Origin of the sequence: Vibrio sp. 10N.247.311.12, from assembly GCF_041467515.1 — a bacterium.
Lineage (GTDB): Bacteria > Pseudomonadota > Gammaproteobacteria > Enterobacterales > Vibrionaceae > Vibrio > Vibrio crassostreae_C.
On sequence record NZ_JBFSUV010000012.1, the window covers coordinates 62,480 to 74,702 of the forward strand.

Annotated in this window: 10 protein-coding genes and 1 tRNA gene; 10 read left to right on the forward strand and 1 reads right to left on the reverse strand. The window is 44.4% G+C overall.

Translation table 11 applies throughout. The features are described 5' to 3' along the window. Positions 1–7 precede the first annotated feature (7 nt). The 4 genes from pal (at position 8) to AB6E30_RS07545 (ending at position 3,844) form a co-directional block, all read left to right on the forward strand. The gene (gene pal, locus AB6E30_RS07530) at positions 8–550 is read left to right on the forward strand and encodes a peptidoglycan-associated lipoprotein Pal (RefSeq protein ID WP_017062069.1); all 543 of its coding nucleotides are present in this window, start codon (positions 8–10) and stop codon (positions 548–550) included. A gap of 33 nt (positions 551–583) precedes the next feature. After that, entirely contained in the window at positions 584–1,366 is a 783-nt protein-coding gene (ybgF, locus tag AB6E30_RS07535) for a tol-pal system protein YbgF (RefSeq protein ID WP_017072257.1), read from the forward strand. 209 nt (positions 1,367–1,575) lie between these two features. After that, entirely contained in the window at positions 1,576–2,637 is a 1,062-nt protein-coding gene (nadA, locus tag AB6E30_RS07540; protein WP_017062067.1) for a quinolinate synthase NadA, read from the forward strand. Positions 2,638–2,812: 175 nt separating this feature from the next. Continuing rightward, positions 2,813–3,844 (forward strand): potassium channel family protein, encoded by a 1,032-nt coding sequence (locus tag AB6E30_RS07545; protein WP_017063519.1) that lies wholly within the window; start codon positions 2,813–2,815, stop codon positions 3,842–3,844. Positions 3,845–3,919: 75 nt separating this feature from the next. Here the strand turns inward: AB6E30_RS07545 and AB6E30_RS07550 are convergent, their stop codons facing one another. Beyond that, the gene (locus tag AB6E30_RS07550) at positions 3,920–4,489 is read right to left on the reverse strand and encodes a UPF0149 family protein (RefSeq protein ID WP_017062064.1); all 570 of its coding nucleotides are present in this window, start codon (positions 4,487–4,489) and stop codon (positions 3,920–3,922) included. Between the two features lie 171 nt (positions 4,490–4,660). Here AB6E30_RS07550 and AB6E30_RS07555 point away from each other — a divergent pair, with 171 nt between their 5' ends. The 6 genes from AB6E30_RS07555 (at position 4,661) to AB6E30_RS07580 (ending at position 12,208) form a co-directional block, all read left to right on the forward strand. Beyond that, positions 4,661–7,114 (forward strand): ATP-binding protein, encoded by a 2,454-nt coding sequence (locus AB6E30_RS07555; protein ID WP_372103143.1) that lies wholly within the window; start codon positions 4,661–4,663, stop codon positions 7,112–7,114. A gap of 248 nt (positions 7,115–7,362) precedes the next feature. After that, positions 7,363–7,812: an L-alanine exporter AlaE gene (locus tag AB6E30_RS07560; protein ID WP_017062062.1), complete on the forward strand. Its 450-nt coding sequence runs from the start codon at positions 7,363–7,365 to the stop codon at positions 7,810–7,812. A 180-nt stretch (positions 7,813–7,992) separates the two neighbouring features. Continuing rightward, positions 7,993–8,083 (forward strand) — tRNA-Ser (locus AB6E30_RS07565). Positions 8,084–8,337: 254 nt separating this feature from the next. Next, a complete protein-coding gene (gltS, locus tag AB6E30_RS07570) occupies positions 8,338–9,552 on the forward strand; it encodes a sodium/glutamate symporter (protein ID WP_017062061.1) in 1,215 nt (404 codons plus the stop codon). Positions 9,553–9,802: 250 nt separating this feature from the next. After that, positions 9,803–10,729, forward strand: a complete 927-nt coding sequence (locus AB6E30_RS07575) for a LysR family transcriptional regulator (protein WP_017062039.1) — start codon at positions 9,803–9,805, stop codon at positions 10,727–10,729. A gap of 225 nt (positions 10,730–10,954) precedes the next feature. Beyond that, entirely contained in the window at positions 10,955–12,208 is a 1,254-nt protein-coding gene (locus AB6E30_RS07580) for a D-amino acid dehydrogenase (protein ID WP_372103146.1), read from the forward strand. Positions 12,209–12,223: the final 15 nt, after the last annotated feature.

Sequence of the window (12,223 nt, forward strand, 5' to 3'; positions counted from 1 at the left end):
AAAAAAGATGCAACTTAACAAAGTTCTTAAAGGCTTGATGATTGCACTACCAGTGATGGCAGTAACGGCATGTAGCTCAACTGATGAAGCAACATCTGCAACATCTGGTACTGAAAGCAACCAAACAACTTCAGGTTCAGAAGGCAATGTAGACACAACTGTTGTAACGCCAATTGACGCTAACGGTCAACTGTCTGAGCAAGAGCTTAAAGAGCAAGCGCTACGTGAAACTCAAACAATCTACTTCGCATTCGATAACTCTACTATCGCTGGCGATTACGAAGAAATGCTAGCAGCTCACGCAGCATACCTAGTTAAGAACGTTGACATGAACGTTACTATCGAAGGTCACGCTGATGAGCGCGGTACTCCTGAGTACAACATCGCACTTGGCGAGCGTCGTGCACAAGCTGTAGCGAAATACCTACAAGCTCTAGGTGTTCAAGCTGACCAAATCTCTATCGTAAGCTACGGTGAAGAGAAGCCACTTCTTCTAGGTCAATCTGAAGATGTGTACGCTAAAAACCGTCGCGCAGTACTAGTTTACTAATTTTAGTAGACTATATAATTGAGGAATTGCCTCATGTTCAGTAACACAAAGCGAGTCATTTTGCTTTCGTTACTGGCAAGTGCAGCGAACACCGCGTTCGCTGCACCAGCTCCAGTATCCGATCTCAATAGCACCGCAACCAATTCATCATCTTCCTCTCGATCAGCATCTAACGAATCAGATATTGAGCGTTTAGAGCGCCTGCTTCAAAATCGCAATCTCGTTCAGCTTCAAATGCAACAGCAAATCGACGACATGGCACTGGAGATCAGTGAACTTCGTGGTGAGCTGGAACGAAACAGCTACGATATGAAGCAAATGCTAGAGCGTCAGCGTGAACTGTTCATTGAACTGGATCGCGTAAGAGGCGAGGTGAAAGCAGCAGGAACAGCAACGGTAGCAGTGGCGGCGAGCGAAGGCTCTAAAGACGCTTCTGGTACGTTCAGTACTGATGTGGATGAGCAAACTGCTTATCAAAATGCTGTAGATATGATTCTAAAGCAACGAGACTACACGGGTGCTATCGCTGCATTCCAAAAGTTTCAAAAAGACTTCCCAGATTCTACCTTCACACCTAACTCACATTACTGGTTAGGTCAGCTTTATTTCGCTAAGAAGCAAGATAAAGAAGCCGTGAAGAGCTTCGCTGCTGTTGTGTCGTACAAAGACTCAAACAAGCGAGCAGATGCACTGGTTAAGCTTGGTGACATAGCAGCGCGCAACAACAACGCGACGCAAGCTAAGAAATATTACCAACAAGTCGTAACCGAGCACCCAAACAGTGCTTCGGCTAAAGTGGCCAAAACCCACTTATAACCAAAATAGGGGTGCTTAGGCGCCTCTTTTTTATACCTGTTCACTTCCGTTTAGTGTTTACTTCTCTTGCTAGTGATGACAACACATCGCCTTGTTTATGCGTTTTAAGCATTAGCTAGTCACCGCTTGCAACCAATCCTTTTTGATCCCAATCGCTGTCCTGTGTAGAATACTCGGATTCTCGGAAGAAGTTGCGTAGAGCAAGAGCAATGAGTCATATACTAGATAAAATCGATACAGTTTACCCGTTTCCGCCTAAGCCAGTTCCATTGAGCGACGCTCAGAAACAGGCCCACATCGCAAACATCAAAAAACTACTTCAAGAAAAAGATGCAGTTCTAATTGCACACTACTACACCGATCCTGAAATTCAGGCTCTGGCAGAAGAAACTGGTGGTTTCGTTGGCGATTCATTAGAGATGGCTAAGTTCGGTAACCGTCACTCAGCAAGCACTTTGATCATCGCTGGTGTTCGTTTCATGGGTGAGTCTGCAAAGATTCTTACTCCTGAAAAACGCATTTTAATGCCAACACTTGAAGCTGAATGTTCGCTTGATCTTGGCTGCCCAGCTGACAAATTTACAGAATTTTGTGATGCTCACCCTGACCACACTGTGGTTGTATACGCGAACACCTCTGCAGCTGTTAAAGCTCGTGCAGACTGGGTAGTTACGTCGAGCATCGCTTTAGAAATCGTTGAAAGCCTAGACGCTGAAGGCAAACCCATTATTTGGGGGCCAGACCGTCACCTAGGTTCTTACATCGCAAATCAAACTGGCGCTGACATGTTGCTTTGGCAAGGTGAGTGTATCGTTCATGATGAGTTCTCAGCTGATGCTTTGAAGAAAATGAAATCGGTATACCCAGAAGCGGCTATCTTGGTTCACCCAGAATCACCAGCAAGCGTGGTTGAACTGGCTGATGCTGTAGGCTCAACAAGCCAACTGATCAAGAAAGCAAAAGAGCTGCCTCATCCACAGATGATTGTTGCGACAGACAAAGGCATCTTCTTCAAGATGCAGCAATTGGTTCCTGAAAAAGAGCTGATTGAAGCGCCGACAGCGGGTGCTGGTGCAACGTGTCGTAGCTGCGCACACTGTCCTTGGATGGCAATGAACGGCCTTGAAGCGATTGAAAACGCGCTTGAGAATGGTGGTGAGCAACACGAAATCTTCGTTTCTGACGAATTACGCGTGAAGTCTCTTATTCCATTGAACCGCATGCTAGATTTTGCAGAGCAGTTAAATGTGCAGGTAAAAGGTAACGCGTAAGTCGTTCTTTTATCTAACCAATAAAAAAACCAGCCACTAGTGCTGGTTTTTTTGTATCTGCGTATAGGCCGCCAATATCAATCTTGTGGTCATGTATCTTTTTCTGATGATACATCTTGTTGATATCGCGTATTTTTTCTAGCATGTAAGTAAGAGGAAAAGATTAGAGGCTCGAATGATAATCTGGTTACAACTCAAACGCTGGATCAAAGCAAACATCTTTGTTTTGAATGGCAAAAACTTACTGTTCACTTTTCTTGGCTACATCGCTTTATCGTGGTCGATGCTGTATTTGGCGGGTGAAACAGATTTAACCAGTTCGGTTACCGTATTCGCTTACTACTTGGTGGTGACGGCTTCTACGGTTGGTTATGGTGATTTATCACCGACCACGGTAGCGGGGCAGTGGATCGTTATTCTATTTGTGATTCCAGGCGGGTTGAGCCTTTTTGCCGCGTTGCTCGGTAAAGTGGCGACAGAAGGTGTTGAATATTGGCGAGCGGGCTTGCTAGGAAAAAGGAGAGTTAGAGTGGACAACCACATTTTGATGTTGGGGTGGAATGAGCAAAGAACCATTCATCTCATCCGCATGCTACAACACGAAGAAACGGGTAAACGACCAATCGTGCTATGTACGCGTTCAGATATCGAGAACCCGTTACCCGGTGAAATCAATTTCGTCAAAGTAAACAGCTACACCGATGGCAAAGAGATGGAGAAAACGGGCATTGAGTCTGCAAGTTGCATCCTGATTGATAACCCAGAAGACGACATTACGTTATCTGCGGCGCTTTACTGTGCCAACCGAAACCCTAAAGCGCACCTTCTTGTTTACTTTAAAGATGAAGCGCTGAGCGACCTGCTACACAAACATTGTCCAAACTCTGAATGTATTCCGGCTGTGGGTGCTGAGATGCTAGCAAAGGCTGCGGTAGACCCAGGTTCCAGTGCGCTTCACCAAGAATTATTGAGCTCAACAAGAGGTATGACACAGTATTCAACGTATTTCCCTGAAGACGCTGAGTCTGTCACCGTCGCGCCTATTTTCTCAGTGTTTAAAGAGAAGTATCAAGCAACTCTGATCGCCATTGATACGGGGAGCGGTATTGAACTCAACCCAGAGTTAGATCAAGTGGTCAGCAGTGGTACTAAGCTGTTTTATATTGCTGATGAGCGAATTGATGACTTCGATTGGAAAGGCTTCTAAAGCGACTATTTTATTTCGTCTGAAAACTAAAAAAGGCCTCATAATGAGGCCTTTTGGCTTGTATAAAGCTAACTGTTATTGAGCTTCAGCCAGTGCAATGCCACGCTGCGTTAGTCCGCAAAGCATCACAGGAACAGCGTTAAAGATCTCTTCGAACTGCTCTAGGCCTTCGATGCCTTGCTCTGCAAGCGTAGCAATTGACGTTTCTGGATCGTAAAGCATGCTCAGTGACAGCAGGACACCGCCAACGAGTGCGTTATCTTCGCTCTCTTCAGGCATTAGTGTTTCCCAATCGTCGCGAGCAATCTGCCAGCCTTGAAGCAAGCCTTCACAAAAATCACGAGCGGCAGTGTTCACCACTTCTTCGTCGTCTAATTGACAAGCTTCAGGCCAAACCCAAGTCCCTTCAATCAGTTCTGGGCGGGTTTTATTCCAAAGCTCGATGATAACTTCAATGTAGCTTTCTAGCTGTTCACCATCCGTAAAAGGTGCGACTTCTTCGCCACCCCATAAGAACGGTAGCCACTCATGCGGGGTTAACACATTCGGTGCCGCTGCCATTGCAGTGACAAAGCCCATTGTTTTGTGTTCTGTGATTAGCTTTCCTTCCAACTCTGGAAGCGCAAGAATATCTTGTAAAGTCAAAGTGAGGTACCGTAAAAGGGAACATATTTGCGCTTATAGTACCAATGAACTTGTGCCAATCAAGCTTCAATCTAAAAAGGCTTGATGTCATGGATGATAAACACTAGGTTTAACAGAAAAGAAAACAATAAAAGAATTATGCAGATACGGTCGTCTTTAAAGAAAAAAAGCATGGTAGCGCTTGGATTATACCTTGCGATGTTTATTGCCATTGTCGGTAGTGTGACGTATTACGTCGTAGAATCCCCTGTGCGCGCCAAATTACAACAAAACCTCGACTTGCGTACGCAACTGTTATCCGCATTGATTACAGAGCCACTCAGTAGTTCTCGAGGCTTCGTAGACAGTCTCGTTGGGTTTGCTCAAGCGCATCGTAACGGTGATGATGTTATTCCGCTCTTTAAGTCCATGTTGGCGGCGAGCGACGATACAATTGTCAGTGCCGGTATTTGGCCCGAACCTTATGCGCTTGATTCTAAAAAGCTTCTCAACAGTTACTTTTTTAATAAAGCCGACGATGGAATAATCGACCAGATATATTCTTACAACAACCCCCAAAATGCCCCTTATCAAGAAGAGTATTGGTACACCTCTGTCGTCAACCAAAAACAAGGCACGATCTCTTGGAGCGATGTGTATATCGATCCATACACACACGTTCGAATGATTACGGCGTCTTCCCCTTATTATTACGACGGTACTTTTGCCGGTGTTGCCACGGTGGATCTCTCGCTCGAAGAGCTGCTTGGTTTTATCAAGAACCACGCCGAAGAATACAACCTTGGCATTACGCTCAGAGATAAGCTTAACCAAGTGTTGGTTTCGCATAACTTTAATCTCGTTGAAGGCATTTACATCAGTAGCAATCAATTTGGTGATTTCGGCTGGCAAGTGGATGTGGTGAACTCCAAATCACGAGTAGAAGACGAAGTGTTTCGTCAGGTGATGAGCATTGAAGGCGGTATTGTTCCGCTATTGCTACTTTGTGTCATGGCGGGGTATTACTTATTGAACCGTTATTTGATTAGTCCAATCACAAGGATTGCAGCACAGGTTGATAGTTCGAAAGCCGGCGAAATCATTGATGTGGATTACTCGAGTGATGACGAAATCGGCCATTTGATTAAAACCTTCAACGAAAAGACCATTTATCTCGAAGCGGAAAAGGTTAAAGCTCAGGCATCCACTAATGCAAAAACCGCTTTCCTTGCGACCTTGTCACATGAAATTCGCACTCCGATGAATGGGGTATTGGGTACCGCTCAAATCCTATTAAAAACGCCTCTAAATTCTGAACAAGAGAAGCATCTTAAGAGCTTGTATGAGTCCGGCGATCATATGATGACTCTACTCAACGAGATCTTAGACTTCTCGAAGATCGAGCAGGGCAGGTTGGATCTTGATGAAACGCGTTTCCCGCTTGATTCGATCATCGGCAGTATTAACAGTGTTTACTACACATTGTCTTCCGAGAAAGGGCTTCAATTCAAAGTGTACTCTGAGGTGACTTCGGGTCGTTGGTACTTCTCAGATAAAGCTCGCCTTCGCCAAATTTTGTTTAATCTATTGAACAACGCGGTGAAGTTCACCTCCAGAGGCTTTGTTGAGGTGTACCTGAAAGAAGTTGTAGAGGGGAGTGACACCTATCTGAGCATTCGAGTTCGTGATACCGGAATTGGTATTTCTAAAGAAGCTCAGAAGCGTATTTTTAAACCGTTTGAACAAGCGGAGTCTTCGACCACAAGGCGTTTTGGCGGTACTGGCCTTGGCCTCGCGATTGTGAAGAAAATTGCCCAGTTGATGGATGGCAGTATTACCGTCACCAGTGAAGAAGGGATAGGCACGAGTTTTGATGTTCGCTTGAAGATTCAGCCATGTCAGCCAGGAGAAATCGAGAGTTTGCCACATAAGAAGTTGGACTACTCTGGCTTAAAGGTACTGATCGTCGAGGACAACCGAACTAACACGGTGATCATTGAAGCCTTCATGAGCAGTAAAGGCTTTACCTGTAAGAGCGTCGAAAACGGTGAACTTGCGATACAAGCCGTGGTTGCTGAGCGCTTTGATTTGGTGCTCATGGATAACCATATGCCTGTGATGGATGGCGTTGAATCAACCACTGCTATTCGTGCTTTGATAGGCGATGTGTCATCGGTATTGGTGTTTGGTTGTACGGCTGATGTCTTTAAAGAGACTCGTGAGCGTATGTTGGGGGCAGGTGTGGATTATATTATTGCTAAGCCGATTGACGAGCGTGAACTGGATGATGCCTTGTTCCGCTATTCAAATAAGCTTTATCAATACCATGAAGTAAAAGCGGATGAGCTCGAAAGCCAAGACGTAAAACCACACGATTCGAAAAGTAAAAGCGAGTCACTGCCTAAACCTGATCTTCGCAACAAAGATAACACTGAAGAGCTGTTAGTGACGTTGTATGTGGCGCTAGAAGACAACAACCTAGAACTGATTCAATTTGCACTAGAGAGCCTACGTGTCTACGTTGAAGCTATGAACAACGCGGAACTTACTGAACAAGTCGATAAAGCGTTAGAGCAGGTTGCTTTAGGATCACCACCTACACAAGATGTCATTAATATCATTACTGTAAATCTACCTATGGCTTAAATGTTGTTTAATTACGGTAAGTAAATGACGAACTGTCCAATATTTGACCTTGGTTGGATTTTTTGGTGAAAGTGACTGCTTTTAAAGTGGTTTTTGGTTGTTAATTTACAACTTGATTTTCAATTTGGAGTGTATGACTACTAATCTTGTGATTTAATAGCGACATTATCTGGTGAGGTGCAAATGTGCCTTGTTTATATGTTACTAAATCACTAATTAAGCAGTGATATATTTTAGGTTTGTCGTCAATGAAGTCTCGTGGTCCATTTTGTATTCGAAACGCAGCTGCGGATACATTTGCTATGGTCGTTTTCTGTTTTATTTCTGGCATGATCGTAGAAGTGTTTATTTCTGGTATGACGTTTGAGCAATCTCTTGCTTCTCGAACGTTATCTATTCCTGTAAACATTGCTATCGCTTGGCCTTATGGCGTTTTTCGTGATTGGTTCTTACGCAATGGTGCAAAACTTTCAGAAAGCTCATTGATGAAAAACTTGTCTGATTTGATGGCATACGTGTTATTCCAGTCTCCAGTGTATGCGGGTATTTTGTTGGCAGTGGGTGCTTCAGGCGACCAGATCGTTACGGCTGTCACCAGTAATGCAGTTATCTCGTGCGGTATGGGCGTACTTTACGGCTACTTCCTCGATATGTGTCGTAAATGGTTTCGAGTTCCTGGCTACTATCAACAAGCTTAAGAAAAGCAATAAGCGTAAGTGCAGCGAAAGAATGAAATTTGGTTTGTTTTTGATCTAATGAGTTAATTTGTAATCGAACAAACCGAAAAAGGCACTTTTTTTGAGAATGCCCCTTGACCAAAGCAAGCAGAATCAATAAAGTAGCGCCTCGTTGAGTGACATGCTCAACACACAATTTGTGGAAGGATGGCTGAGTGGCTTAAGGCGCTCGCCTGGAAAGCGAGTATACGTTTATAGCGTATCTGGGGTTCAAATCCCCATCCTTCCACCACTATTCAAAACCCTAGCAGAAATGCTGGGGTTTTCTCGTTTTAGAGCCTCTATATCCCACCTCATCTGTATACCTCCCTAATATCCGTTCCTTTAATCATTGCTTTATAGTTATAATCTCTATTAATACCGTCGCAGAATTAACCATATTAGGTGTTTTTATCATAGATAATCGCTTGATTTTTTGGCGTGAACCTAGATTATTAATAGTACGCAATATTATGAATAATCTAACTATTAGGAATCCATAACCTCATGACAGAAACCCTAGTTTCTCCAATGCTCTCTTTTACGATCGCGATTTCATTACTGTTTATCGGTAAAGGTTTGATCGAGCGATCTGAAGTATTAAGAAAGTATTCACTGCCAGAGCCTGTGATTGGTGGCTTTGTCTGCGCAGCGACCGTAGCGGCGCTTTACTATATTTTTGAAATCCAAATCACTTTTAGCCTAGATGTCAGAGACTTTTTGCTTCTCTACTTTTTTGCTGGCATCGGGCTCCAAGCGGATATTAAAACACTGATTAAAGGCGGGCGACCGTTGTTCATCTTACTGTGTCTTGCTGCCATTTTTATCGTGTTGCAAAACGTAGTCGGAATGGCAGTCGCTTCTGGCTTTGGAATGGATGCGAAAGCAGGCTTGCTATCTGGGTCTGTTAGCTTGATAGGCGGCGTAGGCACAACGTTAGCTTGGGCGCCAATGTTTGTGGAAGAGTTTGGTATTGCTAACGCGCTCGAACTTGGTGTCGCTTCAAACACGGTTGGTTTAATTGCAGCGTGTGTGATTGGTGGTCCGATTGCCAACTACCTGCTCAATAAACACAAAGTAAGCCCTTCTAATGAAGAAGAGGTTACGGTTGGTGCATTCCAAGAGAGTGAAACAAAAACAGAGCTAAGCCACTACGGCGTTCTGTGGGCATGGTTGATTCTTAACTTAACACTGATGCTGGGTTACAGCTTGAGTGAAGTTATCGACTCAATGGGTTTGAAACTGCCGTTATTCGTTAGCTGTTTGATCGCAGGTATCCTAATCGGAAACGTTGGTCGCGCACTGTTTAAGAAACGTCGTACACAAGAGAAAATCGCTCAAGGCCGCAAAGGCTTAGCGATGATCTCTGATATTTGTTTAGGCATGTTCTTGACCATGGCATTGATGGGGTTGCGTATCTGGGATCTCGATGGACTGTTTGGCTATATCTCTGTTGTCATGAGTATCCAGATCTTGCTTTCCCTGTTGTTTACTGTGTTTGTCGTTTATTACTTGATGGGAAGAAACTACGATTCTGTGGTGATATGTTCAGGCTTCGGTGGTATCACTCTAGGCTCGACCGCAACAGCAATTGTGAACATGACGGCAGTAACTCATCGATATGGCGCAAGCCCACAAGCATTCATTGTGGTGCCATTAGTATGTGGTTTCTTTGTTGATTTGATCAACGCATTGGTGATCAGTTTCTTTGTTGGTCTGTAGTGAAGTGATCGGTTATTGACTGCTTGAGGTTTACATCGGGATAATGACCACAAAGGCTATGACGAAAGTTGTCGCCTTTGTGTTATCTACAGCAAAAAATACACGTATATCAACCTTTGATGTAATGCCTTGAAGTGACTCGGTGCACAAGTTAGTAAGAGCAATTACAATCTTGATAAATTGGGATATATGTTCGTAGTAAAATTGTGAGACGCTTGATCAAGTGTTAGTCGAATCACAAGGAAGTTGAATGCACCACTTTAATATCCGTGCTCTTGAGTATTTAAATGCGTTGTCAAAATATGGGTCGTTACGTAAGGCATCTAAGATGATGAACGTTGACCCTGCCGCGATGAGTCGGATGTTGACACAGTTAGAAGCGCAAGCGGAAATGAAAGTATGGGAGCGCAACAACCGCCAATCACTGTTAACCGAAGCGGGTAATGAACTGCTGAATTACTACCGTTCCATTGTTCGTGGAGAGGCCGCTGTACTTGCTCGACTAACTAAGCTTAAAAACCTCAAAGGAGGCAATGTCAGCATTGCTATCGGTGAAGGATTTATTACCAACTTGGTGTCAAAACCGATGCAAACCTTCATGACTCGTTATCCTGATATCAATCTTTCTATTGAGATCGCTGGGGCATTGGATGCAGTCAAGATGTTGGAAGATCAACAGATAGACTTTGCGATAACCTATGCGTCTGCACCGCACCCTAAACTGCACTCCCACGTTGAACGCAGCCATCCGCTCGAATTGATTGCTCCGAAGGGGCACTTCCTTACGATGAAAGAAGCACCAGTGGTAATGCAAGATATTCAAGACGCTTCTCTCGCCTTGATCGATAACTCGACCGGTATGGGGAGGCTAGTAAAGCAGGCTGAACAAATTTCCCATCTTACCTTGCAGCCAAAACTTCAAACTAACTCAGTCACGGCACTGACTAACTTCGTTTCAGCAGGGTTGGGCGTCACCTTTATGCCTAAGCTCACTGTGATCGATGAGATAAAGTCAGGGCAGATAGAAGTGGTTGCGACCGAGTTGGAGATGCTATCGAAGGCGACGGTTAAGGTTCAATCTTTGAAAGGCCGTGCACTAACGCTACAAGCGGAAACCTTGTTAGATTTCTTACTCGAGAACGCCACTTTCTTGAGTCATGACGCTTACAATATCTAGGCTTAATCAGTTTACTTAGCGACTCCTACCTAAGCTTTCAAATACCGCCAATATCACACTTCCAAACTGCTGGATTTGTTTTCGAGTCGAATTGATGTTTTGTCAATGCCACCTCTATTGTTAAGTCAACACATGCGGAATAAGTTACAAATTATTAACGAAACGAGTTTTAGACTGACAGCTGTGTTCGACAGATTTGGCTTTGTCAGGCATTAGGGGAAGAGAATGGAAGTTATTGTAATTGGCAGTGGTGTTATTGGATTGACCAGCGCATGGTACTTGGCAAAAGAAGGTCACTCGGTCACGGTTATTGATCGTCAAGATAGCAGTGGCAAAGAAACCAGTTTTGCGAATGCCGGGCAAATTTCTTACGGTTATTCATCACCATGGGCGGCACCGGGCATCCCTTTGAAAGCGATGAAATGGCTTACCCAAGAACATGCGCCACTTAAAGTGAAGCCTTCTCTTTCTCCAGAGTTAATGTCTTGGGCGACTAAGATGCTCGCCAACTGTAATGAAGCCAAGTACGCACAGAATAAATCGCGCATGTTGCGAGTCGCTAACTACAGCCGAGAGTGTCTCACTCATCTAAGAACCAGTGAACAACTGGCTTACGAAGGTAGGCAAAAAGGGACACTACAAGTGTTTCGAAGCGAGAAGCAACTCGATGCTATTCAGCAGGATATGAAGCTGTTAACAGAGAGTGGAATCGAACACTCGTTGTTTGATGTTGAACAGTGTCTGTCAGTGGAGTCGGGCTTAGCAGACGTTAAAGACAAGCTGGTGGGCGGCCTGTATTTACCACACGATGAAACCGGTGATTGTCATCAGTTCTGTTTAACCTTGACCGAAAAAGCCAAGCAACTCGGCGTTCAGTTCGTGTTTAATACCGAAGTGGTAAGTTTGAATTATCAGAATCAAACCATTGAGAGTATTACAACGACTCAAGGCGAGTTCAAAGCGGATGCTTACGTGGTCGCTTCAGGAAGCTATTCTCGAGAACTGTTGAAGCAAGTCGATTTGTCGATCCCGGTTTATCCAGTGAAAGGCTATTCGCTAACACTGCCGATCGTGAATGCAGATAAGTCACCAACCTCGACTGTGATGGATGAAACTTACAAGGTAGCGATGACGCGATTTGATGATCGTATTCGCATTGCAGGGACGGCAGAACTTGCGGGGTTTAATTACCTTATCCCTGAAAAACGCAAAGCCACGATTGATATGGTGATTAAAGATCTTTTCCCACAAGCGGGTGACTTTTCTAAGGCTGAATACTGGACTGGGTTAAGACCAATGACGCCGGATGGTACGCCTATTATCGGTAAGACGCCTATCAAGAACCTATTTACAAATACTGGACATGGGACATTAGGTTGGACAATGGCATGTGGCTCAGGAAAGATCTTGGCAAGCGTGGTCAGTGGCTCAGCTAGTGATATTAAAACTGATGACTTAAGTATCCACCGCTATTTGTAGCGAGATGATGCAGTG